19 protein-coding genes are annotated in these 25,213 nt (G+C 43.9%); 9 read left to right on the forward strand and 10 right to left on the reverse strand.

Translation table 11 applies throughout. The features are described 5' to 3' along the window. Positions 1 to 171 precede the first annotated feature (171 nt). Complete coding sequence (gene lon / locus MD536_RS06435) at positions 172 to 2,574, forward strand: endopeptidase La (RefSeq protein ID WP_239596881.1); 2,403 nt, start codon at positions 172 to 174, stop codon at positions 2,572 to 2,574. Positions 2,575 to 2,708: 134 nt separating this feature from the next. Then, on the forward strand, positions 2,709 to 3,707 hold the full coding sequence (gene porQ / locus MD536_RS06440; RefSeq protein WP_239596883.1) for a type IX secretion system protein PorQ: 999 nt from the start codon (positions 2,709 to 2,711) through the stop codon (positions 3,705 to 3,707). Between the two features lie 36 nt (positions 3,708 to 3,743). On the opposite strand, the gene MD536_RS06445 is transcribed toward porQ, so the two are convergent. The 3 genes from MD536_RS06445 to MD536_RS06455 are packed head-to-tail and all read right to left on the reverse strand — an operon-like array spanning position 3,744 to position 6,206. Next, complete coding sequence (locus MD536_RS06445; RefSeq protein ID WP_239596884.1) at positions 3,744 to 4,859, reverse strand: M42 family metallopeptidase; 1,116 nt, start codon at positions 4,857 to 4,859, stop codon at positions 3,744 to 3,746. Between the two features lie 33 nt (positions 4,860 to 4,892). Further along, the gene (locus MD536_RS06450) at positions 4,893 to 5,726 is read right to left on the reverse strand and encodes a UbiA family prenyltransferase (RefSeq protein ID WP_239596893.1); all 834 of its coding nucleotides are present in this window, start codon (positions 5,724 to 5,726) and stop codon (positions 4,893 to 4,895) included. 9 nt (positions 5,727 to 5,735) lie between these two features. Then, positions 5,736 to 6,206 (reverse strand): hypothetical protein, encoded by a 471-nt coding sequence (locus MD536_RS06455; protein WP_239596895.1) that lies wholly within the window; start codon positions 6,204 to 6,206, stop codon positions 5,736 to 5,738. Between the two features lie 52 nt (positions 6,207 to 6,258). On the opposite strand from MD536_RS06455, the gene MD536_RS06460 reads away from it, so the two are divergent. Then, the gene (locus tag MD536_RS06460) at positions 6,259 to 7,266 is read left to right on the forward strand and encodes a LuxE/PaaK family acyltransferase (protein WP_239596897.1); all 1,008 of its coding nucleotides are present in this window, start codon (positions 6,259 to 6,261) and stop codon (positions 7,264 to 7,266) included. Between the two features lie 149 nt (positions 7,267 to 7,415). On the opposite strand, the gene MD536_RS06465 is transcribed toward MD536_RS06460, so the two are convergent. From MD536_RS06465 to MD536_RS06475, 3 genes are read right to left on the reverse strand one after another with little or no spacing between them, the layout of a single operon-like run. Then, the gene (locus tag MD536_RS06465) at positions 7,416 to 9,542 is read right to left on the reverse strand and encodes an FN3 associated domain-containing protein (protein WP_239596898.1); all 2,127 of its coding nucleotides are present in this window, start codon (positions 9,540 to 9,542) and stop codon (positions 7,416 to 7,418) included. Further along, on the reverse strand, positions 9,542 to 10,990 hold the full coding sequence (locus MD536_RS06470; protein ID WP_239596901.1) for a DUF1501 domain-containing protein: 1,449 nt from the start codon (positions 10,988 to 10,990) through the stop codon (positions 9,542 to 9,544). The genes MD536_RS06465 and MD536_RS06470 overlap by 1 nt, the downstream gene beginning before the upstream one ends. A 2-nt stretch (positions 10,991 to 10,992) precedes the next feature. Further along, positions 10,993 to 13,308 (reverse strand): PSD1 and planctomycete cytochrome C domain-containing protein, encoded by a 2,316-nt coding sequence (locus MD536_RS06475; RefSeq protein ID WP_239596903.1) that lies wholly within the window; start codon positions 13,306 to 13,308, stop codon positions 10,993 to 10,995. Between the two features lie 194 nt (positions 13,309 to 13,502). Here MD536_RS06475 and MD536_RS21925 point away from each other — a divergent pair, with 194 nt between their 5' ends. The 4 genes from MD536_RS21925 (at position 13,503) to MD536_RS06490 (ending at position 16,694) form a co-directional block, all read left to right on the forward strand. After that, positions 13,503 to 13,625 carry a hypothetical protein gene (locus tag MD536_RS21925; RefSeq protein WP_255722956.1) on the forward strand — a complete coding sequence of 41 codons (123 nt, stop codon included), beginning with the start codon at positions 13,503 to 13,505 and terminating at the stop codon, positions 13,623 to 13,625. Next, positions 13,619 to 15,259 (forward strand): hypothetical protein, encoded by a 1,641-nt coding sequence (locus tag MD536_RS06480; RefSeq protein ID WP_239596905.1) that lies wholly within the window; start codon positions 13,619 to 13,621, stop codon positions 15,257 to 15,259. Before MD536_RS21925 ends, MD536_RS06480 begins: the two co-directional genes overlap by 7 nt. 120 nt (positions 15,260 to 15,379) lie before the next feature. Further along, positions 15,380 to 15,676, forward strand: coding sequence for a Gfo/Idh/MocA family oxidoreductase (locus tag MD536_RS06485; RefSeq protein ID WP_239596907.1), 297 nt, complete (start codon positions 15,380 to 15,382; stop codon positions 15,674 to 15,676). Positions 15,677 to 15,698: 22 nt separating this feature from the next. Further along, positions 15,699 to 16,694, forward strand: coding sequence for a glycoside hydrolase family 43 protein (locus MD536_RS06490; RefSeq protein WP_239596909.1), 996 nt, complete (start codon positions 15,699 to 15,701; stop codon positions 16,692 to 16,694). Here MD536_RS06490 and MD536_RS06495 read toward each other — a convergent pair. Continuing rightward, positions 16,689 to 19,247 (reverse strand): alpha-L-rhamnosidase, encoded by a 2,559-nt coding sequence (locus MD536_RS06495; RefSeq protein WP_239596910.1) that lies wholly within the window; start codon positions 19,245 to 19,247, stop codon positions 16,689 to 16,691. The genes MD536_RS06490 and MD536_RS06495 overlap by 6 nt on opposite strands. A gap of 234 nt (positions 19,248 to 19,481) precedes the next feature. On the opposite strand from MD536_RS06495, the gene MD536_RS06500 reads away from it, so the two are divergent. Further along, positions 19,482 to 21,983: a TonB-dependent receptor gene (locus MD536_RS06500; protein WP_239596912.1), complete on the forward strand. Its 2,502-nt coding sequence runs from the start codon at positions 19,482 to 19,484 to the stop codon at positions 21,981 to 21,983. A 53-nt stretch (positions 21,984 to 22,036) separates the two neighbouring features. After that, positions 22,037 to 22,306: a hypothetical protein gene (locus MD536_RS06505; protein ID WP_239596913.1), complete on the forward strand. Its 270-nt coding sequence runs from the start codon at positions 22,037 to 22,039 to the stop codon at positions 22,304 to 22,306. Between the two features lies 1 nt (position 22,307). On the opposite strand, the gene MD536_RS06510 is transcribed toward MD536_RS06505, so the two are convergent. From MD536_RS06510 to iolG, 3 genes are all read right to left on the reverse strand, one after another. Continuing rightward, positions 22,308 to 23,069, reverse strand: a complete 762-nt coding sequence (locus tag MD536_RS06510) for a DUF481 domain-containing protein (protein ID WP_239596915.1) — start codon at positions 23,067 to 23,069, stop codon at positions 22,308 to 22,310. An 80-nt stretch (positions 23,070 to 23,149) separates the two neighbouring features. Beyond that, entirely contained in the window at positions 23,150 to 24,169 is a 1,020-nt protein-coding gene (locus MD536_RS06515; RefSeq protein WP_239596916.1) for a LacI family DNA-binding transcriptional regulator, read from the reverse strand. A gap of 23 nt (positions 24,170 to 24,192) precedes the next feature. Further along, complete coding sequence (gene iolG, locus MD536_RS06520; RefSeq protein ID WP_239596917.1) at positions 24,193 to 25,212, reverse strand: inositol 2-dehydrogenase; 1,020 nt, start codon at positions 25,210 to 25,212, stop codon at positions 24,193 to 24,195. Position 25,213: the final 1 nt, after the last annotated feature.

The following is a 25,213-nucleotide window of genomic DNA, read 5'->3' on the forward strand; positions in this document are numbered from 1 at the left end:
GCAGTCCCGTAGCCGGCGCCTCTCCCCTAACTATATGTCATTTTTAAGAGTCCCGTCCGCCAATTTGTGTAGAAATCCTGGCATGGCACCATAGTTGACCTATCGAATAATCCGCAACTGCCCTATGTAAAACAGGCAGTATGTGTTATTTTGTCACAACAACAGACGAATATGAACGAACGGAACTTTTTCTTTAGGCCGGAAGACGAAATGGACTTTATCCCCATAATTCCCCTGAACGAGCATGAAAGCGATGATGGATCCACACTGGAAATTACAGGGGACTTGCCTATTCTTCCCCTGCGTAATACGGTACTCTTTCCTGGTGTGGTACTACCAATTACGGTGGGTCGCGATAAAAGTATCAAAGCTGTAAACGATGCCTATAAGGCAGATAAACTGGTAGGGGTGCTGGCTCAGAAGGACAGCAATGTGGAGGATCCCAAACAAAACGACCTGGAAGCAATCGGAACGGTGGCTAAAATTGTGAAACTGATCAAAATGCCAGATGGTGGCACCACGGTCATTATCCAGGGTAAACGTCGGTTCAAACTGGAAAGTTTCACTACCGAAGAACCCTATTTCAGAGCCAAAGTAACACTCCTGGAGGAAGGTGAAGCCCCGGCAGACGATCAGTTTGCGGCGTATGTGGCTAATATAAAGGACCTTGCTACGCAGATTATCCAGCTTTCTCCGAATATTCCATCAGAGGCGGCCATCATTCTGAAAAATATTGAGAACCCTGCATTCCTGATCCATTTTGTATCCAGCAACCTGAATACCGAATTACATGAGAAACAAAAAATCCTGCAGTCCAACGATATCGGGGAAAGAGCGGATATTCTTATGCAACTCCTGCAGCGGGAATTACAGTTCGCTGAGCTGAAGAATAAACTTACCAATAAAACCAAAACAGAGCTTGACAAGCAGCAGCGGGAATATTTTCTGCAGCAACAAATGAAGAGCATCAAGGAAGAATTGGGTGGCGACAGCAACGAGCTGGAGATAAAAGAAATGCGGAAAAAGGCGGAACAGAAAAAATGGCCAAAAGCCGCCGCAGAAATGTTCCAGAAAGGGATTGAGAAACTGGAACGTATGCACCCCTCCACTCCGGATTATTCCATCGTATACAACCACCTCGACCTGATGCTGGATCTTCCCTGGGAAGAATATACGGAGGATGCTTACGACCTGCAACATGCGAAAAAAGTGCTCGATCATGATCATTATGGTATGGACAAGATCAAGGAACGAATTATTGAGTACATCGCAGTGCTGAAACTGAAGGGTGATATGAAAAGTCCGATACTCTGTTTCGTTGGCCCACCGGGAATTGGTAAAACATCGCTTGGCAGAAGTATTGCCAGCGCCATCGGACGGAAATATGTTCGCCTGGCCCTGGGTGGTTTACATGATGAGAGTGAAATAAGGGGACACCGAAAAACCTATATCGGCGCAATGCCTGGTCGAATTCTGCAATCTGTTCGAAAAGTAAAATCCTCCAACCCGGTAATGATCCTGGATGAGATCGATAAAGTGGGAGCCGATCACCGGGGAGACCCCTCTTCTGCCCTGCTGGAAGTGCTGGATCCGGAGCAAAACCATACGTTCTACGATAATTACCTGGAGCTGGAGTACGACTTAAGTAAAGTACTCTTTATAGCTACTGCTAACAATATAAACAACATCCAGCCAGCGCTCAGAGACCGCCTGGAAATTATTGACCTGAGCGGATATGCGGTAGAAGAAAAAGTGGAGATTGCCAAAAGACATCTAATCCCCAAGCAGAAAGAAGCGCATGGACTGGGTAAAGTATCCATTCGCATCAGTGATAAGGTACTGGAAAAAGTGGTAGAAGATTATACCAGGGAAAGTGGTGTGCGTGAGCTGGATCGCCAGCTGGCTGCCATTATGCGGAATGTGGCAAAAGAAGTGGCCATGCATGGAAAAGCGAAACCAACCCTTACCGTGGCAGATATCACAGAAATTTTGGGTAAACCCCGCTACAGTAATGAAATATACAAAACGGCTAACATGCCGGGAGTAGCTGTTGGACTCGCATGGACCTATGTTGGAGGTGACATTCTATTTATAGAAACAACCCTGAGTGATGGAAAGGGAGAACTGAGGTTGACAGGAAACCTTGGAAATGTTATGAAAGAAAGTGCTTCAACGGCCCTTACTTATCTGCAGGCCAATGCTAAAAAACTGGGTATTGATCCTGAATTGTTTCAAAAAAGAAATATTCATATTCACGTTCCTGAAGGTGCCGTACCGAAAGATGGTCCAAGTGCCGGCGTTACCATGTTAACGGCCTTAACCTCCGCCTTTACCGGAAGGAAAGTAAAACCTTACCTGGCGATGACAGGTGAGATTACCTTACGGGGACAGGTATTACCCGTTGGTGGAATCAAAGAAAAAGTACTGGCGGCAAAAAGGGCCGGATTAAAAGACATTATTCTTTGCTGGCAAAATGAAAAAGATGTGGAAGAAATCGACCCCAATTTTATCAAAGGATTAAACTTCCATTATGTAAAACAAATGCAACAGGTTTTAGACCTGGCTTTACAATAATTTTAATAAACAATCCAACGAGTTCATTGTAATTAATACGATTGAAATTTTTCATGTTGGTTGTTTTAGGGTTAATGATCCCCCATGTCAATGGGGGATTTTCTTTATTTTACCTGCTCAACCCGGCTAGCTGAATGCAATTGCTGAAATCTCTTATCATTTTCTTATCTGCCACTTGTTTATTTGGGGTCTGTTTTACAGTACAGGCACAAACTGCCGGAGGTCAATCCATCTTTAGTTTTCTTCGTTTGCCAACCGGAGCGCAGCAAAGTTCTGTTGGTGGAGAAACTACCAGCCTGATTAGTCGCGACCTGGGCATTATAAACCAAAACCCTGCACTCCTTCGTCCCACGCACCACAGCCAGTTTTCGCTCAGTTTTACTCCAATGCCGGCAGGCATCAAACAATACTATTTATCGGCAGCTGTTTACAAGGAAAAAATTGCCACGAGTTTAGCCGCACAGGTGCAATACATAGGGTATGGATCCATTCCGCAAACCGATCCTTCTGGCAACGAGTTGGGTAATTTTAATCCCCGCGATTACCAGGTACAATTGACGGCCTCCAGGCGCTATCTCGACAAATGGTATTACGGAGGTTCGTTACAGTTTATTCAGTCGAATTATGGCGCTTACCGGTCAAGCGGCATGGCAATTACAATGGGCATGAATTATTACGATAGTGCGCGCCAATTCCAGGCAGGATTGGTTATGAAACACATGGGCGTGCAATTGAGTAGTTTTGTACCCGGCCAAACGGAAAACCTTCCTTTTGAACTGCAGGCAGGTATTACCAAACGGCTGGCGAAGGCACCTCTTCAATTTTCAGTTACCCTGCGTGATTTACACCGGTTGATACTTTATAAACCAGATAGTACCATATCAACTGCCGACCAAATTTTTCAGCATGTAGTATTGGGTGCTCAGGCATTTATCGGGGATAAAATTGAATTGGGAATCGGTTATAACCATTTGCGCCGAAGAGAATTATCGATAGCCAATACCAGCAATGGATTTACCGGCTTCTCCTTTGGAGCAGGCCTCCTTCTCAACCGTTTCCAATTTCGTTATGCCCGGTCGTTTTATACGAATGTAAAGGGATACCATCAGGTAAGTTTGAATTATGAGTTATGACGTGAGATGTGAGACGTGAGAAGTGAGACATCTCACTTACAAATAGCTCAGATTCGTCTTCGGGCTAAGCGTCAGTAATGTTTCATACATCAACCGTATAGTTTGCTCAATATCATTCTTGTGAAGCATTTCCACAGTGGTATGCATGTACCTCAATGGGATGGAAATTAACACCGATGGACAACCGTCATTCGCATAGGCAAAGGAATCGGTATCGGTCCCGGTACTTCTGCTTACGGTGCGCATCTGCAGGGGGATACCTGATTTCTCAGCCACCTCCTGCACGAGGTACAATAATTTATTATGAACAGCCGGACCGAAAGTTGGTGAAGGACCTTTACCACAAACCACATCCCCTTCAATGGCTTTACTGATCATGGGTGTGGAAGTATCATGGGTCACATCTGTAATAATGGCAATATTGGGTTTGATCCTGCGCGCGATCATTTCAGCACCCCGTAACCCAATCTCTTCCTGCACGGCATTTACCACATACAGTCCATAAGGAAGTTTCTTTTTATTTTCTTTCAGCAGTCTGGCCACTTCAGCAATCATCACCCCGCCAATGCGGTTATCAAAAGCGCGTGCTACATAATACCCATTGGCCAGTTCATCAAAACCATCCTGGTAGGTTACAACAGCCCCTACATGGATTCCCAGTTCTTCAACTTCTTTTTTAGATCTCGCCCCGCAATCCAGGAAGAGGTTATCCACTTTTGCTACAGGTTCTTTCTGATCGGGATTAGACAAACGGGTATGAATAGCCGGCCATCCGAATACGGCTTTCACCGGCCCCTTTTTACCATGAATGAAAACACGCTGTGAAGGAGCGATCTGGTGATCAACCCCACCGTTGCGTTTAAGATATAACAAACCTTCAGGGTTGATATAGTTGACAAACCAGCTGATCTCATCCGCATGTGCTTCAATTACAACTTTAAAGGGTGCATCCGGATTCACTACGCCAACGGCAGTTCCGTAAGGATCTACAAAATACGTATCAACAAATGGTTTGATATATTCCAGCCAAACTTTTTGTCCCTCCGCCTCAAAACCAACCGGAGAAGGTGTATTCAGATAATTCCGCATGAACGCATGCGAATTTTCGGTAAGAATCGATTCGGGCTTCTTTTCTTTTTTTGCTTTTGCCATGGGACCATTGATTTAAGTTCTCAAATATACTATCTACAGCGTTCCAAGTCCTACCAGGATTGCCTGTACCAGCATCATACCGTCAATACCGGCGAGGTAAATATAATCGTTGTTCATTTTTTTAGTTTGTTGGATCACAAATCGGGTCAACGCTGCCGATAAAAGCATCGCATGAAAAAACGGATAATTGCCCGTACGAAATAATTGCCAGAGGGAAATAACCAGAAAGAGAACCAATAAACCATCAGCCAATTGGTAGGTAGCTTTGGTTCCGAGCCGAACCGGAAGAGTCCGGATTCCATTTGCTGCGTCCAACTTCATATCTCTGAGGTCAAACAAGAGGCAAAGCACAAACATAAACAGGAAACGTCTAAAAAAAACCAACCAGTAACTTGTCATATCCACTCCCTGTTGATCTGCCGGGAACCACACAGTAACCAGGGTCCACTCAAGCGACAGTAATACAATCTTTAGCAATCCGTATTCCTTTAACGGCTTTCGCACCATCGGTAACAAGGGAAAAGAATAAAGACTGGCCAAAACTGCCAATACAACAAGTACCACAAAATGGCGGGGTTCCAGCCAGAACATACTGATACCAATCAGTACCAGGCCGAACCCGATTAATATTTTTTGTGTGGTACGGTTGCGAATCGACCAATCCTGCCGTTCACTATGAAAAGCATGTTGTTTCTTGAAGAAATAGTGAAGATTATATTGTAATAAAGTAGCTCCGAAAACAAAACTGTAAAGCGACCAGTGACCGGATTTTAGTCCGAGTAGCAAATTCGTTTCCCAACAAAGAGCAACTGCACAAAGTCCGATGAAAACAGCGCTGAAGAGTAAAAAGTCTGCGAGGTTCCGCATGCTGCAAATCTACTGCCCCAAGAGTACAATCGGTTCGGTAGTTACAGTATCACTAACATTACCCGCTCTGTCTTTTACCGCAATCCGAAAAACGATTGTGTCGTTGGCATCGTTGCCACCCTGGTTGTTTTGAATTTGTTTATAGTAGGCAAACCGATCAAGACGCAATTCAATTTCACCACTTCTCTTCTCAGGAAATTCAGGAAGTGAACCAAAAGCAGGCGGATAATTGGGGCCTCCAATCACGGAACGAACATTCTGCAAAACGGCCTGGTAATAAATAGAGGAATCCCGAACACCGGAGAGATCCCCTTCTTTATCTGTATACTCCAGGGTAACAAAAAAGATCGCTTCATTGTCTGCAGGCACCACCCTACTCTGATTCTTAACCGTCAACGTCGGTTTGGTTTCAAATTTATCTTTGCTGCATGCCGCAATAGTCACCAGTAGTATAAAGAGAGGTACCAGTTTCTTAATCATAAAGCGTCTATATTGTGAACGAATTTATCAACTACCCGCTGATTTACCTAACATGCGCAGTGAATTGATTCATAAAATTTTCTCAACTCCTGCCAGTCAGCAGGATGCGCTGATCCTGGAAGTTTTCCAGTACCAGTATGAGAACAATCCGGTGTACAAAAGGTTTTGCGACTCAATCAACAGGAGGCCTGCCCAGGTTAGAACGAAGGAAGAAATCCCTTTTTTACCTATTCGTTTTTTTAAATCACATAGCATAAAAACAGGAAATTTCCAGGAGGAGGAATGGTTTGAAAGCAGCGGCACAACAGGAACCATCAACAGCCGGCATTTTGTACGATCGCTTGATTTGTACCGGGAAAGTTTCACGCGCTGCTTCAACAAGTTTTACGGAGATGCCTCCGAATGGTGCATACTTGGTTTACTCCCCTCTTATCTCGAGCGCCAGCATTCCAGCCTGGTGGTAATGGTAGAAGAATTAATCCGACAGAGCGCTCATCCCGAAAGCGGATTTTACCTGTACGACCAGGAAAAATTAAAGGAAACCTTGCTACGTCTCCATACAACCCGGCAAAAAGTTTTATTATTTGGGGTGACATTTGCCCTGCTGGATTTTGCAGAAGCATATTCATTTCCCCTTCCCGGTGTTACCATTATGGAAACAGGCGGAATGAAAGGCCGGAGGGAAGAAATCACCCGTGCAGCACTTCATGAACGACTGGCAGCCAGTTTTCCGGGAGCCGCCATTCATTCAGAATATGGCATGACAGAACTGCTTTCCCAGGCTTATTGCGGGGATAATGGACGTTTTTTTTGTCCCGTTTGGATGCAGATAATGCTCAGGGAGGAAGATGACCCGCTCAGCCTGCTACCCTCCCCTGTTCTGCACCCCGTGTTTGAAGGCAAAGCAGGAGTGATTAACATAATTGACCTGGCCAACCTTGATTCCTGCGCGTTTATTGCTACAGACGATATGGGCAAATGTTACCGAGATGGAGGGTTTGAAGTACTCGGTCGGGTCGACAACAGCGATATCCGCGGATGCAGTTTATTGACGGTCTAAAAAAAAATTTAAAATTTCACGCAGCAATTTAAAATCTCCGGTAGTCTTATTATGCAGGTGGATATTATTACGTTATCTGCTAACTGACCAAATCTTACTGCTACTTGCTTACCAGCCACTAACCGGGGACTTTAGGGTTCCCGGTTTTGTTATTCAAAGAAGAGTTCATCCACAAATACCCAGCCTGGACTGCCCTTACCAGGATGCCAGGATGGCAGTAGAGGTAGATGTTTTACGATGATTTTCAATTGTTTATATTTCTTTTCAGGTAAGTTAACCGTGTAAATTTTCTCATACTGCACGGTATCCATGGTGTGTTGACGAGGTATTTCCTTAGCCAGCAACTGCAGCTTCCCATCCTGTTCGGTACCCCAAACCTGGATTTCTTTTGGCGGCATGATATAACTGCCCACTCCTACCAATGTGCTTACCGACAAATTCCGCAGGCTTCTGGACTCTTTGAATTCAACCTGAACTTCCAGGTCCCTGTCTTTATAACCCAGCCATTTGCCACTTCTGAAGTTTCCGTCTCCTTTGACTTCATCAACCAGTGTTTGCGCCCCGGAACCTTTGTAAGACGGATCAGGTGCTGTTAGCAATCGAATGGAATCGGGTTTACCACCTGAACCAAAAAACTGCCGGCTTACCGTAGCGCTGCTGATCCAGCCTTTTTTAAATGCCCGGGCTTTAACCTGGGTGGTTTTGGTAATGGTAACCGGACCTTTATAAACAGGCGACTGCAGGCTGTCGGGTTCTGAACCATCCAGGGTATACCGCAAATCTGCTCCTTGCACAAAATGCTTGAGTTTGAGTTCAAAGGGCTGACTGAAAATCTGCTCATCATTCTGCACGATGGGTGGATTCAGTTGGATACGTATAGTATCACCTGCAAAACCAGTTTCCAGCCGGGTGTCTCCCCACACTTTTTGAAGTGCCGGAATATCTTCGGGCTTAACCCCCGTGCTCCAGCAATAGAGGGATTTTACAGGTATTGGATTTGAGCTTAAACCAGCAGTTGTAACAGCAGTACCAGACAAACTCAGTTCACGTAAAGAAGTAAGCTGTTTCAACACCGGTAATGCTTTATCCGTGATATCACTAAAGGAAAGATTCAGGTTCCGGAGGTTGGGGAACTGTTTAAGCAGTTCCAGGTCATTATCGGTTACCGGCATCCGGTTCAGGTTTAAATGAACCAGTTGTTCTTTTATCTGAAGCAGGTCTTTTAATTCTTCCGGTTTAAACTGGCTGGCACCAAAATAATTCACTTCCAATGCCGGCGATTCTGCCGCAATTGGTTGTACTATCCGGTAGTAAGAATTGAGTTTTTCGATGACTGATTCAGCCGCAGGAGAAAATGTATAAACAGCTTCTTCACCACTAACAAATAAAGAAGCCGTGAGTAAACGAAGACTATCCGTCTCAGGTAAATCTGCCAGTTTGCCCTCCATGCTGGAGCCTGATTTTATCCAGTGATACAGTATGGCGATCTCTTCGTCTGTAAGCTGGGGTTTGCCTTTTGGCGGCATGTGTTCCTTGTGATTAAGCGGTAGATGAACGCGTTGTAACAACAGTCCATATTCTTTGGCAGTTGTGTCCCAAAGCAATCCATTTTTTCCTCCTCTCAATAATGATGCAGCAGTTTCCATTACCAGTTCCCCCTTAGCCTTTGAACTGTTATGACAGCTTACGCATTTTGCTTCCAGGATGGGCTGGATAACATGATCATAAACGATTGCATCCTCAATTGCAACAGGCGGACTGCTTTCCGTTCCTTTTACCGGAGCCAGCAGAAAATCATCACCATGCGTTAATACGGCTCCCTGATGACCTGTCAGGATTAATCCCACTATCATTAAAGCACTGGATACAGATAATGCTATTCTCCGTGATTGCATCCATTTGCGTAAATGGTACCAAACCAATGCAAACAACGATAGAAATACTCCACCCCATTTGTGTAGGGTAACGGCATCGGAACCATATCCTTCTTCTCTTGATAGAATCCAACCAAATAAGGCAGAGAAAACGGTAAGGTTTAGGGTACCTAACCAAAGCAGGTCCATTCCGTCCGAATTATTCCTTGCCTGTGGCATCCACTCGAGGATCAGCAACAATAATATTAATACAATGGGAAAGTGCAGCAATAAGGGATGCATTCTTCCGGCAACCTGGAGCCAGGAAGGAATTACTACCCACTGTTCAGCAAGAACAAAAAACAATAAGAGTGTATTGGCTGCAAAAGCCAGGTTATACAGGAGAGTTTTCCAGGTACGCATCAGGCGATTATATCTTTTACAACGGTTCCTGCCACATCGGTTAATCGGTAGCGGCGACCCAGGTGTTTAAATGTTAGACGTTCATGATCCAGGCCCATCAGGTGTAAAACCGTTGCATGGAAATCATTCACATGCACAGGATTTTGTACGATGTTATATCCGAATTCATCGGTTTCTCCATATACGCCAGGTTTCACTCCACCACCTGCCATCCAGATGGTAAAACAACGCGGATGGTGATCCCGTCCATAGTTGTCTCTTGTTAACGGGCCCTGGCAATAATTGGTGCGACCAAATTCACCTCCCCAAATAACCAGGGTTTCGTCCAGTAATCCTCGTTGTTTTAGATCGGTAATCAATGCAGCTGAAGCCTGGTCGGTATCCATTGCCTGTCCACGGATTTCTCCCGGCAGGTTTCCATGCCCATCCCATCCCTGATGATACAACTGAACAAAGCGTACCCCGTTTTCAGAAAGTTTTCGCGCCAGCAAACAGTTGGCTGCATAGGTTCCTGGCACGAGGCAATCCGGACCATATAACTTTACAATCGATTCGGGTTCTTTACTAAGATCAGTTACTTCCGGTACAGCGGTCTGCATCCGGTAAGCCATTTCATATTGCTGTACTTTGGCATTGATTTCCGGATCTCCAAAGGCTTTGAAGTTTTCATTATTCAAAGCTGCCAACTGATCCAGCATGGAACGGCGATCCATTTTGGTTATAGCTTCCTGGTTGTTGAGATACAATACCGGATTTTCACCACTGCTGAACTGCACACCCTGGTGAACGGAATCAAGAAATCCATTGGTCCAAAGTTTGGAGTATACACCCTGTCCATTGCCTCTTCCTTTAGATAAAAGCACACAATAGGCTGGCAGGTTCATATTTTCACTACCCAATCCATAACTCAACCAGGCACCCATGCTGGGACGGTTGCCAACTTGTGCACCAGTTTGAAAAAAGGTAAGCGCCGGGTCATGATTAATCGCTTCTGTAAAGATGCTTTTCACAAAACAGATATCATCCACCACGCCGGCAGTGTGCGGCAATAACTCACTGATCCAGGCGCGGGCCTGCCCATATTGAGCAAACTTAAAGGTGGAGCCTGCCAGTGGAAACTTCGACTGATCTGCAGTCATCCCGGTGAGTCGCTGCCCCATTCGTATGGAGGCAGGCAGATCTTCTCCGAAACGCTCGTTCAGCATAGGTTTGTAGTCAAACAGATCCAGCTGTGATGGTGCTCCATTCTGAAACAGATAAATGATTCTTTTGGCTTTGGGGGCAAAGTGTGGGAGTCTTTGCAAAACAGCTTCTTCTGTTTCCTTTCCTGAAAAAAGATCGGGAATCAGCAGCGAACCCAATGCCACAGAACCAATGCCCAAACTCATGCGGCTTAAAAAACGCCGCCGGTTCATATTGAGATGATGTTGATACAATTCTTTTTCCATAACTACGATTTTACGATTGCCTCTTCCATATTGTACATGAGATTGATTGTCTTCATCAGGGCTGCCTGTTCTACCGGATCCAACTTCGGATCCTGCGGGTATTCACCTACTTTAAGGGTGGCTTTTGCATCCAGCTGTCCCGCCCGGAACAGCTCCAACTGTTCTTTGTGGTACCGGGTAAGGATGGATAGTTCTTCCTTTTCCGGAGTGCGACAAAGAATACGACGGAAAGCCGTTTCAATATTCGTTTGTGCATCCTTGTTAGCGCCAATTAACTTCTGTGCAAATACCCGGGACCCTTCCAGTATAGTCGGATCATTCATCATAGCCAGCGCCTGCAGCGGTGTATTGGTTTGTAAACGGGTTACTTCACATTGATCGCGGTTACTGGCATCAAACAGAATCATGGAAGGTGGAGGTACCGTTAATTTGATGAAGGTGTAAAGCCCCCTGCGGTATAATTTTTCGCCTTTGTCCTGTTTATAGGTTGCCAGTTCTCCCCTGCCAGAAGTAGCGCTTTCCCAGAGACCGGCGGGTTGATAGGGTTTAACACTTGGTCCCCCTATTTTTTTAACCAGCAGTCCGCTGGATGATAGTACCAGGTCACGAACAAACTCTGCTTTTAACCTGGTTCTTGGAGCATGCGACAAATAGATATTTTCAGGATCTTTTTCCAATGCTTTTTCACTGACCCTTGCAGATTGGCGATAGGTATTGGAACTCACAATCTTTTTGATGATGTATTTGATATCCCAATTATGTTCCATGAAATCAACCGCCAGCCAGTCGAGCAGTTCAGGATGTGAGGGAAGTTCACCCTGCATTCCGAAATCTCCACTGGTTTTTACCAGCCCCTTTCCAAAAAACTCCTGCCAGAGCTGGTTCACGAAAACCCGGGCAGTAAGGGGATTGCTTTTATCTACTGTCCATTTTGCTAATCCAAGGCGGTTTCTTGGCAATTGCACAGTATCGTATTTCATAACTACCGGTAGCGCCATTGGCTGCACGCGTTCGGTTGGATGGTCATACACGCCCCGGTTTAATACATAAGTGGGCCGAATAGTATCCAATTCTCCCATTACGGAAACAGACAGTGAACTGGTATCTTCCCGGTTTATAAACGATAGTGTAGACTGAAGTTCCTCATTGGAAAGTGTCAGTATGGGATTCTTGGCAGGTTTGGAAACAGAAACATCTCCCTCATATCCGACTTCATAGGTATTATTAAAAAAAGCAAACAGACTGAAATAATCCTTTTGAGAAATCGGATCGTACTTATGGTCGTGGCACTGGGCACATTCTGCCGTAAGTCCCAGCAGCCCTTTTGTATAGGTTTTGGTTTTGTCGAGCACATATTCAATCCGGTATTCTTCCGGGATTACACCACCTTCTTCTGTGTATTTATGATTCCTGAAAAATGCGGTAGCTAAAACCTGTTCCTTTGTTGCATTAGGTAACAAATCACCCGCCATTTGCCAGGTTACAAACTGGTCATATGGCATATTTTCATTAAAAGCTTTGATTACCCAATCGCGCCAGGGCCATTGCGTGCGTATATTGTCATCCTGATAACCATAGCTGTCTGCATACCTGGCCACATCCATCCAGTGAACGGCCATTTTTTCCCCATATTGGGGAGTTGCCAAAAGTGTTTCTACCAGCTTTTCGTAGGCATTTTCAGATTTATCATTGAGAAAGCGATCGATCAGTGCTTCATCAGGCGGTAATCCGGTCAAATCCAGGCTCACTCTTTTCAGCAGTCTTTCCTTATCGGCTTCTTCATTCATAGACAGCCCTTTCTCCTTCAGTCGGGCCAGAATGAAATAATCGATTTCGTTTTTTGCGAGATCGGATTTCAGTTTGGGAAGTTCCTGTTTTTCAGGTTTAACAAAAGCCCAGTGGGGTTCATATTCCGCGCCCTGCTCAATCCATTTTTTCAGGACGGCAATTTCTTCAGGTGAAAGCGCCCCGAGATGGGAACCGGGTGTAGGCATGATATAATTGGGATCTGTAGAGATTACTCGTTTGAACAGCTCCGATTCCTCCGGTTTACCAGGCACCAATGCATATGCTCCCTTTGTTTCTTTTAGGGGAGCAAAGGCAAACTCAGGAAGATCCAGCCGTAAACCGGCTTCCAGTTTATTTTGATCCGGACCGTGACATTTGAAACATTTGTCAGATAATATCGGCCTGACATGATAGTTATAACTAATATTACCTGTATCAGATAGACCTCCTTCGGCACTATTCAGACAGGCAGTAAATGCAATCGCTGCTACAATCAGACTACAAACAGCGACCAAGATTTTTCTCCTCATTTTCTATGGCTTATGGTCGTTTTCAAATTTACGCAAACAATACAGTTTCCTCTTATACTGCATTGTCAAAAACACAGCCTATTTTATCAGTGCAGGTTCTTTATATTTTGTAACTTAAGCAGATCATTCAACTCCTTACCCGCTGGCACTGTTTTTTTGTAGCAAGTTTTCATTCACTCTTAAAACGACTTACTATGAAAGATTGGCTTAGAACGCTGATTGCAGGATATGGTGCATATAAATGGGGCGGTGGCTGCCTTGGTACAATTGTAGTTTTCCTAATTCTCTATTGGTTACTTGGCGCTGTAGGATGTTAGGCCTCCGACCAATAATTGCCCTGCTTATTATTCTATTCCTGGTATTGCTGGGAATTGGTATTGTTCGCTATTGGATTAAATCCAAAGATGTTGCCGAAACCATCAAAGACCGAATTTCAACATGGGTTCAGGAGGAAACCGGTGGCCAGTATTCCATTCGAATTGGTGACATCCATATTGACCCTGAAAAACAAAGCATCCAGGTTAGTGAAATAGTATTTCAACCTGCTGACAAGATTAAAGGAGCAGGTACTGTTTACAAATTCAAGTTACAAAACCTGCTGATCAACCAGGTTACGCTCAGCTCCTTACTTGAATCCAGCTTGCTTGAATTATCCAATATTACTATCGCAGGAGGAGAGTTTGAGATCATCCGATTTGCTAAAAAAAAGGATGATTCAATTATAAATAAACCCAAAACAAAGTTCTCCCCAAAAGGATTAAAGGGAATAAAAATTGATTCCATTCAACTTTCACAACTTGATCTTAAATACCAGGCAAGTAATAAAGCCATCACCAAACTGGAATCTGTTCATCTGGACCTCTATGGTTTTCATACCGACAGCCTCAACACTAGTTCATCCAATCCATTACCAGTTGCAGGTTTTCGCTTAGCAATTGAAAACCTAAGAACGGAACTGTCGGATAAGGAATATGAACTCAAGGCTGAACAATTCATCCTGAATGGAGCGCAACATTTTCAGGCAATCATTAAAAAGATTGAATTGATACCAACTGCGGGCAGTTCACTGGAAGCAATTGCTGCCCAAAAACCTGTACAAATGGATATCTACCAGTTAAGCATACCCGAAGTTGTAATTGATTCACTTGATTACAGATCCTTTCTGGAAGACAGCATGATTCGTACCCCCATGATCCTGCTCAATGAACCTTCCCTTACTATATTCAATGACCGGAGCAGACCACCCTCCACCCAATCTAAAATCGGTAAAAATCCGCACCAACTAATTCAACAACTGATCTTTGGTCTGGAGGTACCCGTACTTCAGGTTAATAATGGGTCAATCACGTATTTAGAAAAAAACAAAGAAGGTACCGATGTTGGTAAGCTCCGGTTTGGTTCCATTTCAGGCAATGCTGGTCCAATACTGAAGGGAGTTGAAACAAAGGGTAGCCTTCAACTCGACCTGCAAGCTAAACTGATGGACCAGGTTCCATTAAACGCCCAGTTTTATTTCCCTCCCGGAGCAACTGGTCAGTTCACGGTTCATGCTTCCATCCAAAGCTTTCAACTCACAACCCTGAATCCTGTCATCCAGCCACTGGCAAGGGTTGCTATCCGCAGTGGTAAAAGCAACCAGTTGAATTTTACCATCCAGGGATCTGATCAGGGAGCTAACGGCAAGATTCAGTTTAGCTATGAAGACCTGAAAATTGATCTCCTGAAAGAAAAAGAGACAGGAACAACCAGTAAACGGCCACTCCTGAGTTTACTGGCCAACCAGTTATTACTACGCACGCACAACCGTGTGGATGATCGAAAAGCGCATGAATTTCGGGTACGGGAAGACCGCGACCCAACGAAATCTTTCTTCAATCTGATCTGGAAAACCCTTTTTGAAGGACTCAAAAGCAGTGCAGGAATTCGCTCAAAAGACAGTAAACCTGCCTGAAATAGCTAAAAACTGCGATATAAAAGCTATTTAACAGGTTAAAAAAGGCTTTAATGTTTAGACATTAGAGCCTGATAGGTTATCTTTGCAAGTGTAATTTTTACCATTAATACGAAAATTATGGGTACTTATAAATATATCGGATTGATTGCTACCCAGCAATTGGAAACACCAATTTTACTGAGTTCCGGAAGTTTGGCAAATGGATACAAACTGAAAAAAGTGCTGGCGCATGGCCAGGCTGTCTCAAACGGACTTGCTGAATCCTGGTATCCGGGTGTGGAAGTAGTTGCGAATCTTTCAGATATTCTGGAAGATGAAAATATAGAGCTGGTAGTAGTGGCTGGTAAATCCAACAATCAGCTGGAACTGATCCGGCAGGCAACAGAAGCCGGCAAATTTGTACGGGTAATTTAATCCGCAATGATTAGTTTGCTGTATGCAAACGAACCTAAGAATCGGGCTTGTTTTTAGCCTGACTATATTACTGGTACAAACCGGGATTGCACAAAAAGAAAATAAATCGCGCAACCTGAGTGGCAACCCTCTTTTTCCAGGCTGGTATGCAGATCCGGAAGCTGTCATTTTTGGAAACCAGTATTGGATTTATCCAACTTATTCAGCTCCCTACGAAAAACAGGTTTTCTTTGATGCGTTTTCTTCCAATGATCTGAAAACCTGGAAAAAGCACCCTCGCATTCTTGATACGAGTGCCGTCAAATGGGCGCACAGAGCAGTTTGGGCTCCCTCTATCATCGAAAAGAACAATCGGTACTTCCTTTTCTTTGGCGCCAATGATATCCAGAGCAACGAAGAATATGGCGGCATTGGTGTAGCTGTAGCAGATAATCCCGCAGGACCTTTCAAAGATCATATTGGCAAGCCCCTGATAGATCGTTTTCACAACGGCGCTCAACCCATAGATCAGTTTGTTTTCCGGGATGATGACGGACAACACTATTTATATTACGGAGGGTGGAGACATTGCAATATTGCAAAACTGAATGCTGATTTCAACGGTTTCCTACCCTTTGAAGACGGAAGAATTTTTAAAGAAATTACACCCGATAATTATGTTGAGGGACCGTTTGTATTCAAGCGCAATGGAAAATATTACTTCATGTGGTCTGAAGGTGGTTGGACCGGTCCCGATTATAGTGTTGCCTATGCAATTGCAGATTCACCGCTTGGACCCTTTCAAAGAATCGGAAAAATCTTACAACAGGACCCTGCAATTGCAACGGGCGCAGGGCATCATTCTGTAATCCGTCACCCTGGCACCGATCAATATTATATTATTTATCACCGCAGGCCGCTCAGCGAAAAAGATGGCAACTCAAGAGAGACCTGCATTGATCTTATGAATTTTGATGAGAAAGGATTTATCCTTCCCGTTAAAATTACCAAAGAAGGCGTGAAAAAATCCCGTTTATAAATTCTTCCAATTAAACTGATGAGTACCGGAGCCTAGTTCAATAAAATGGGTTCCGGCTTTTCCCTGTGCAGGAATCCTGAGCCGGCCTGTTGATCCGGGCGGGATAATTACCTTGTACTGCAGCATATTCCCTTTTCGTTCCCAGGTTGATTCAATTTTCCCCCATACCGACTCATAACTACAGGAAAACTGATCCAGCTTTTTGGGGAAGTTGGGTTCGAACTGTATCACCTGAAACCCTGGCGCTGCTTCAACGGGTTTGATTCCACCCAACGCTTTGTACATCCACGCACCAATTTCCCCAAACATGATATGATTCATGGAAATATCGGATGCTGCATTAATGGGCCAGTTTTCATATAAGGTGGTTGCCCCGTTTTTAATCCACCAGCCCCAGGATGGAAATGTTTCTCTTGATGCGAGCTCATAGGCAAGATCTGCATAGCCATTATCACTTAAAGCATTTAAGATGGTTTTGGTTCCCAGTAAACCAACATCAATTTGTCTGCCATCTGCCACTACCCTTTCTGCCAGCGCTTTTGCCACAACACCAGTCAAACTATCGGGAACCAGTTTCCAATGAAGTGCAACACTCAGTTCTGTCTGTAAGCCGGAACCATATAAACGGGTGGATGCATTCCAGAATTTTTGCTGAAAGGCCTGGAATATTTTTTCTGCAAGGGCTGTATAACGGTCAGCATCAGCCGATCTTCCAAGTAATCGGGCGGCTTTTGACAAAATCACCACATCCGTATAGTAATAAGCTGTAGACGTGAATTCAACAGGGGTTTTTGATTTAACCGGAACCCAATCGCCAAGTCCCCAGTAACAAATACCATCCTTACTGATACTTTCCAGGTATTGTACATATCGCTTCAATGCATCGTACGTGAGTGCAAGCAAACTGGTATCACCATAAAACTGATAAATGTTCCAGGGTATGATAGCGATGGTGCTGGTCCAGTCCGGACCATTTCCCCATTCATAACCCCAGCCATTGGAAGGAATTATAGAGGGGAATACGCCGTTCGGTTGTTGTTCATCCAGGTGATCCTGCAACCATTTTTCATATACTGTAATGCCATCAAAATTGAAGAGGCCTGTTTCACTGGCAATATGGGCATCACCTGTCCAGCCGTTTTTCTCCCGCTGCGGACAATCGGTTGGATAACCAAACATATTGGACAGATAGGATGCATTCGTGGCAGCCCATATCTTGTTTAACACAGGATTTGAACTGCTGACAGCACCCGTTACCGGCAAATCCGAATGCATAAAATAGGCCTTTACAGATTCTTTGGTTAACTCAATTGGTTCACTGGCTGATACTTCCACATATTGAAACCCTTTATAGTTAAAACGAGGTGTAAACTCTTCTATTCCTTTGCCTGAAAGAATGAAAATATCGGTTTGAAATGGATCGGAATTATCCTGCGGACGATAATGTACGTCAATATTGGAAAGATCAGTGCGACCATTTTTATACAGTCGTTCGGAATGACGAAGCTTTACGATGGTTCCTGCTTTGCCTTTCAACCGGATGCTGGCAACTCCTGAAATAGTTCGTCCCATGTCAAAGACATATACTGTGTCATTGAATCTTCGGACTGATACGGCTGTTAATTCGGTAACTCTTCTAATTGGATGCAAGGCTTGTGCCGTAACCAATGGTGCCGGCGCAGAACGATTAATGGAGTTGCTCCAGCTGGAATCCGTAAACCCTGCTTTATCCCAACCTGGCATATCCAATCGCGCATCATAATGTTCCGCCGTGTAAATACTGGAGAAAATAACCGGACCTGTTTTTGTTTTCCAATCACGGTCAGTCCCGATCGTTTCAATTGTACCATCTTCGTATTCAACCCGGATATCCAGCACAAAACAGGGTCGGTTCCGCCAGGGAGCCTCATGAAAATTCCAGACGGCTGTCGACTGATGATTGTACCATCCGTTTCCAAGCAAAACACCAACAGCATTTTTTCCGTTTAACAATTCAGTTGTTATATCGTATGTACAATACAACAAACGACGATCGTAACGTGTATAGGTAGGTTCCAGCCATGCATCGCTGATCCGTTTACCATTCAGACTTAATTCAAATAATCCGCCGGCAGCAATATAAGCGCGGGCAGATCGTATCTTTTTAGTGAGCTTAAATTCTTTTCGGAAATGAGGTAAGGCTTTCTCCTCTTTTGATTTTCCGTCACTGATCCAACTACCTTTCCAGTTGCCGGGATGCATTTTTCCCATTTCAAAAGAACTCCAGCCTGAATAGGCAGAAACAAAACCAGATTGATCCCAGCTTCGAACTCTCCAAAAATAACGTGCATAAGGTTGAAGTTCAGGACCATTGTATCGATAAAACCCAATTGGTGAAACAATTTTTCCGGTACGGTGAAGAAGCGCACTTTTAGCTAAAAGGCTGGTATCCGAACAAAACTCAAGTTCAAAAGCAGAGCTTCGAACGGCTTGGTCTAAACTGTTGATTTTCCATCGGAAACGAGGATTGGGCTGATCCAGTCCAATTGGATTGACCAAATTTTCAACCGTCATTGAACTAACGTTTATCACTATACGAGAAAAACCATCCTGTACTGTCCTGCTTTGTGCAACTATTTGGCCCTTATTCAGCGTATTTATAAAAAGTAATACGAAAACTAAACGAAAAACTATACTCATCTGTTAAATTTAAGGAATCCTTCAGGTTTAAATGGCTTCCTTTGCAAAATGACACGTAGAACCTCAGGAATATCGACCCCTTATTATCAGTTTTTTTTATTGCTGACAATGGCATTTATACTTGTTGCACAACAATCAAATGCACAGGTTCAGTCTGATGACAGGATTAAAATTTCCGGTATTGTAAAAGATGGAAAAACAGGTAATGCGGTAGCCTCCGCTTCCATTACAGCATTAACTGCCGTTCGCCGGGAAGGTGCTGATCCTGATACATTGACCAACATTTCAATAACCGACCCTGATGGCAAATTTGTAATCACTGCACCAAGAGGAATTCGTACCATCATCCAGATCAGTGTAGTAGGATTTGGCATGGAAGAAATACCGGTTACCATATTGAACGATCTAAGCGCATATGAATTAGGTGAGATCAAACTCTCCACTGAAGCTTCCAGTCTGGCAACGGTAGTCGTAACTGCAAGGAAACCATTGATGACAATTGGAGTTGACAGGAGGATTTTTAATGCAGATGCCGCCATAACCAGTAAAGGTGGAAACGCAGTAGACCTGATGAGACAGATTCCTTCTCTTTCCGTTGATGTAAATGGAAGTGTATCGCTTAGAAACAGTTCTCCCCAGATTTTTGTGAATGGACGTCCTACCATTCTTACACTTGAACAAATTCCTTCTGATGATATTGACCGGGTGGAAGTAATTACCAATCCATCTGCCAAATACGACGCTGGCAGTACAGGAGGAATTATCAATATTATTCTTAAGAAGAATCGCAAAGGCGGACTTAACGGAGTTGCTACACTTGGAGCAGGAACACCGAGCCTGTTTAATGGCGGATTAAGTTTGAACTACCGTAAAAATAAAGTGAATCTGTTTGTAAGTGGTAACTATAACCAGTCTGGAGGTATTGCACGTGGTGAAGCCTATAGGGAAAATAAACGCAACGGTCAGACTACAGATTTCTTCAATCAACAGACAGACAGGGAAAGGTTGCGTAAGTTTTCTTCTGTACGCTTTGGTATGGATTATGACTTCAACGACTTTAACAGTATCTCCATTTCACAGGGTTTTGTAAGAGGCGCTTTTGAAAACGATGAAGAACAACGGCAGCAGTATTTTGCAGCTAACGGGCAACCTACACAAACCGGACAGCGCTTTTCAACAGATGATTTCAGTTTCAATCGGGCCAACACACAATTGAATTACAGGAGAACCTATACCAAACCTGAAAAGGAATGGACTGCGGATATCACCTTTAATACCGGAACTAATGGAGGTAATGGAGATATCAGAAACTTCTTTTACAATATGGAAGGACAATTGGTATCAACTCCTAATACAGTTATCAACGATGCCACCGGAAGCGGAACACAGGTTACCATTCAAACCGATTATGTCAACCCGCTTTCTGAAAACAGCAAACTGGAATTTGGTGCAAGATCCTATCATAATTTTTCGAAGGACAAACTGGATGTTTTCTCTCTTCAAAGCGGAAATATGAGTAAACTCCCGCTTAGTAACAATTATAGTTTCCGTGAAATGGTAAATGCTGTCTATGGAAATTATTCCAATAAAATCGGGAAACTTGGTTACCAGGCCGGTGTCCGGATTGAGCAGTCCAGTTTTGAGGGTGAACTGATTGACAGTTCACGTAAGTTTGGTTATGATTATCCATCCAGTGGAAAAAATCTGCTAAATGCATTCTTCCCGAGTTTATACCTGACGTATTCGATTAAGGATGGCAGTGATATCCAGGTGAATTTTTCACGCAGGATTCGTCGCCCGAATTTTTGGCAGATCAACCCTTATGTAGATATTACCGATCCCTTGAATATCCGTAAGGGAAATCCGGAATTACGGCCGGAGTTTACGAATTCCTTCGAACTGAATTACAACCGCACATACAGCACGGGAAATGTATTGGTGTCCAGTTATTTCAGAAATAATACTGAAGATATAACCATGTTCAGCGATACACTCACTACTGCCGAATACGACGCACTTGGAAATGCAGCAATTGATCCTAATGCGATATTAAATACATTCATAAATGCCGACCGTACAAACCGGATGGGCCTGGAACTGACCTGGCAACAGCGGATTGGGAACAATTTCGATTTTACCCCCAACTTCAATGCGCAATACCGGGATGTCAAAGCGAATGTTAGAGGTATTGATCTTAGCAATACCGGTTTTAACTGGAGCACCAAACTGATGATGAACTATAAAATCAATCAGCCGGACGCTAAATTCTTCAATAATTTTTCATTCCAGTTATCAGGAGAATATGAATCACCCAGGGTAATGCCACAGGGTAAGACCAAGGAGCAATATTATATGGATTTCGCAATCCGCAAAGATTTTCTCAAGAACAATGCAGGCACCCTCACGTTCAACGTAAACGACGTATTTAACAGTCGCCGTTTTGGAAGCATTACAGACACCGAAAACTTTTACCAGGATTCTTACAGACGTTGGAATGTGCGGACGGTTCGCCTGACTTTCAGCTATCGTTTTGGACGTCAGGACCTTGACCTCTTCAAACGCAGGGAAGGTGGCGACCGCAATGGGGGTGGTGAAACAGGTGAAGGATAAAATGTTGAAAACTTTGTTTTTGGATTTGGACTTATCCACTTATTTTGGCATATATGGATCACCCCTATTCCACTCTCCAAACGATTTATAATATTGTCAAGGATGACCCGGACCCGACCAGTTATCCCTGTAAACCGGCCCAGATCATCGTACGCCAGTTTTTACCCTGGGATACTATCCTTGAGCATATTCACCAGTTAACCCGGGAGGGATTGGTTGAACTGCAACAACAGGAGCGTTTTACCCTGGTTAAGATCACCCACAAAGGTTATGCGTTATGCAGTTCCGGCGGTAAAGCTGCAGAATTGAATCTGAGTGCCTGAGTTAAAAAATATTTTCAACGCTAAGCCCGTAATTAAAGAGCAGGTTCTCTGATTCTGTAAAATTCACTTTATTATAGGTTAGCCCTACTGTCAGGCTCAGCCATTTTTTCAACCTGAAAGAAACCGTATTGGTTGTTCGCAGAATATAATCTTGCCCATCTGCAAAAGATTGTTGCCAGAAATGCACCCCATCCAGGGTTATTAATTCGTTAATTACCAATCGGTTTTTAAACCGAAAAGAATTTCGGAGGGTTTCATATCCGGTTCTGCCATATTTATCAGGTTCCCTTAATGCTGATTTCTCATACAGCAATCCATTGGAAACAACCAGGTTCAGTTTACCTGAATTAACAAGGGTATATCCAAGTCCGCCTCCAAACTGGTATCGGTCGTATAGTTTTAAGGAAAGACTCTTTTCATATCCTGCAAGGCCCCAGTAATAGAGTTTACGGGTGTGTTTGAACAAATCAGCATCTACGATAAATAAAAAATCATTATTGGTTTTACGCGTTGGATTCTCTCCGTATATCCAGTTGCTGAATGCATTAACCGTTAATATTTTTTTATCAATACTGAAGCGAAGTGAGTTATTGAAAATGTAAGTTGTGCCATTCACAGCAGTACGATTGATATTACCAGTGCCTGTAAATCCTAAACGGTAGATGGTAGTATCCGGCTCTTTCTTAAAAACGCTGTCTTCATTTTGGGCGATGCCCTGGAAAGATAGCAAGATCCATCCGAGCAGCATTCCGATTGTCCTCATGATTCTGCTGTTGGTGAGCCGCAAAAATAAAAAATTCAGCGGCTAAGGGTGCCCTTATAATTTAAGTAGTTATTTGAAGTTTACCGAACGGATTCCCTTTCTATAATTTGAGTCGGTAATACAATATGGGATGGCTCTGTGCCCGATTGCTCTATTTGCCTTACCAGCACCTCTACTGCTTTTTTAGCCATTTGTTTAATCGGCTGGCTCATGACTGTTATTCCAGGTTTTCCAAGGCGAAACAAATCATTGTCATCAAAACAAATTACCGAAACCTGTTCCGGCACAGTAATGCCCATGTTGCTGAAAGCTTCCAGGCCGGCTACTCCAAGGTTATTTGAAGTAAAAAAAACGGCATCAAAATTAGCTTTTTGCTTGTTGAAAAATTGTGCCAGTTCTTTTACCTGCTTCTGTTCCGGCCAACCAAAGGGAATTTTTTTTACCAGGCTTTTTTCAAATACCAGTCCATTCTTCTTAAGCCCTTCCATATAACCGTCAATCCGTTGCTGCATCTGGATCTGATCCGTATCATTGGTTACGAGCGCTATTTTCCTGTTTCCTTTGTAGGCAAGATGATTCACTGCTTCCAGGCTCCCATTGAAATTATCTACTGTAACATAGTTTGAATTCAGATCCGGGAAATAACGGTCTATCAATACTGTTGGGCGTTTTTCATCAATGAGTTTTTCCAGTTCCGGCAACATGAAGGTAGTAGGAGCAATTATGTATCCATCCATGTGTTTATCGACCAGCATATTCAGGATATTCCTGCTCTTTCCCTCATTGTTTTCACTGCTGCAAAACATTACGGTATAGCCCTTTTTATCTGCTTCTTCTTCCACAACTTTGGCCAGGTGGCCGAAGAAATAGTTGGAAATATCATCCACAATCAGCCCGATGGTATTGGTTTTGCCTGTACGCAAGCCCTTTGCAAAATGATTGGGACGGTACTTCATTTTCTCGGCCAGCTTCTCAACCTTAAGGGCCATGCTTTCACTGATCTTCATCTCCCGGGCTCTTCCATTCAATACAATGGAAACCGTAGTTGCCGATACACCGGCAGCTGCTGCAATGTCTTTTATGGATACTTTTTTGGCCATGAGCTGGGACTGACCCCGCATAGTTACAAAATAGCTTTTACTTCCGCGATGCTTACCGGCCTTTTTTTCTCCACCGACCATTTAGCCGCTGTAGCAATGACTACCGCCTCGAGCCCATCCTTCCCGCTTACCGGAATTGGCTGGTGATTTTGCAGGGCCTCAATAAAAAACTTCATTTCATTCAGGTAGGAGGCTGCATAGCGATCCATGAAAAAATCAAGTGGAAGCGATTGATGTATGCCCTGCTTATCATACACAATATTGCGGTTATGCAGGTTATTTTCCACTTGCAACATGCCTTTATTGCCAAAAATCTCCAATCGCTGATCGTACCCATAAATAGCTTCCCGGCTGTTATCAATAACTGCATAGGAATCATCTTCAAAGATCAGGGTAGTGAGTGCCGTATCAATATCGCCTGCCTCTCCCACTTTTGGATCAACCAGAACCCGGCCCCTGGCATATACTTCCTTTACTTCCTTTTGCATGATATAACGTACCATATCAAAATCATGAATCACCATATCCATGAAGAGTCCCCCTGAATTTTTGATGTAATCAATCGGCGGCAATCCCGGATCCCGACTGGTAATCTTGACAATCTGAACATCCCCGATCCTGCCTTCTTTTATCTGCCGTTGTGCATGCAGAAAATCCGGATCAAACCGGCGGTTAAAACCAAGCATCATTTTAATACCGGCACTTTGTACCTGGTCAACCAACTGTTTGGTGGTTTCCAGGGAAAGGTCTACTGGCTTTTCACAAAAAATATGTTTGCCATACTGCAGGGCAAGACGAATCATATCAGCATGGGTACTGGTGGGTGTACAAATCAATACGGCATCCACTTCCGGGTTTTCTACCAACGATGCAGCATCCCGGGAGAAGGGTATCTTACCATATTCAAGGGCAAATTGCTCCGGATTATAATCACGGTCAGCAACACCCGAAATCTGTACTTCCGGGAAATGGCGCAAAATATTATTCAGGTGGATCTTTCCAATGCGACCCATTCCGATCAGTACAAGAGATAATTTTTTCATA

This window comes from Flavihumibacter cheonanensis (assembly GCF_022352215.1).
GTDB classification, from domain to species: Bacteria; Bacteroidota; Bacteroidia; order Chitinophagales; family Chitinophagaceae; genus Flavihumibacter; species Flavihumibacter cheonanensis.

Excerpts from the sequence above, each read along its gene's own strand:
- MD536_RS06460 (WP_239596897.1), top strand. The coding sequence starts at position 6,259 with ATGCGCAGTGAATTGATTCATAAAATTTTCTCAACTCCTGCCAGTCAG.
- MD536_RS06475 (WP_239596903.1), bottom strand. The coding sequence starts at position 13,308 with ATGAGGAGAAAAATCTTGGTCGCTGTTTGTAGTCTGATTGTAGCAGCG.
- MD536_RS06485 (WP_239596907.1), top strand. The coding sequence starts at position 15,380 with ATGGGTACTTATAAATATATCGGATTGATTGCTACCCAGCAATTGGAA.
- lon (WP_239596881.1), top strand. The coding sequence starts at position 172 with ATGAACGAACGGAACTTTTTCTTTAGGCCGGAAGACGAAATGGACTTT.
- MD536_RS06510 (WP_239596915.1), bottom strand. The coding sequence starts at position 23,069 with ATGAGGACAATCGGAATGCTGCTCGGATGGATCTTGCTATCTTTCCAG.
- MD536_RS06455 (WP_239596895.1), bottom strand. The coding sequence starts at position 6,206 with ATGATTAAGAAACTGGTACCTCTCTTTATACTACTGGTGACTATTGCG.
- MD536_RS06495 (WP_239596910.1), bottom strand. The coding sequence starts at position 19,247 with ATGACGGTTGAAAATTTGGTCAATCCAATTGGACTGGATCAGCCCAAT.
- MD536_RS06470 (WP_239596901.1), bottom strand. The coding sequence starts at position 10,990 with ATGGAAAAAGAATTGTATCAACATCATCTCAATATGAACCGGCGGCGT.
- MD536_RS06505 (WP_239596913.1), top strand. The coding sequence starts at position 22,037 with ATGGATCACCCCTATTCCACTCTCCAAACGATTTATAATATTGTCAAG.
- MD536_RS06445 (WP_239596884.1), bottom strand. The coding sequence starts at position 4,859 with ATGGCAAAAGCAAAAAAAGAAAAGAAGCCCGAATCGATTCTTACCGAA.
- iolG (WP_239596917.1), bottom strand. The coding sequence starts at position 25,212 with ATGAAAAAATTATCTCTTGTACTGATCGGAATGGGTCGCATTGGAAAG.
- MD536_RS06500 (WP_239596912.1), top strand. The coding sequence starts at position 19,482 with ATGGCATTTATACTTGTTGCACAACAATCAAATGCACAGGTTCAGTCT.
- MD536_RS06490 (WP_239596909.1), top strand. The coding sequence starts at position 15,699 with ATGCAAACGAACCTAAGAATCGGGCTTGTTTTTAGCCTGACTATATTA.
- porQ (WP_239596883.1), top strand. The coding sequence starts at position 2,709 with ATGCAATTGCTGAAATCTCTTATCATTTTCTTATCTGCCACTTGTTTA.
- MD536_RS06515 (WP_239596916.1), bottom strand. The coding sequence starts at position 24,169 with ATGGCCAAAAAAGTATCCATAAAAGACATTGCAGCAGCTGCCGGTGTA.
- MD536_RS06480 (WP_239596905.1), top strand. The coding sequence starts at position 13,619 with ATGTTAGGCCTCCGACCAATAATTGCCCTGCTTATTATTCTATTCCTG.
- MD536_RS21925 (WP_255722956.1), top strand. The coding sequence starts at position 13,503 with ATGAAAGATTGGCTTAGAACGCTGATTGCAGGATATGGTGCATATAAA.
- MD536_RS06465 (WP_239596898.1), bottom strand. The coding sequence starts at position 9,542 with ATGCGTACCTGGAAAACTCTCCTGTATAACCTGGCTTTTGCAGCCAAT.
- MD536_RS06450 (WP_239596893.1), bottom strand. The coding sequence starts at position 5,726 with ATGCGGAACCTCGCAGACTTTTTACTCTTCAGCGCTGTTTTCATCGGA.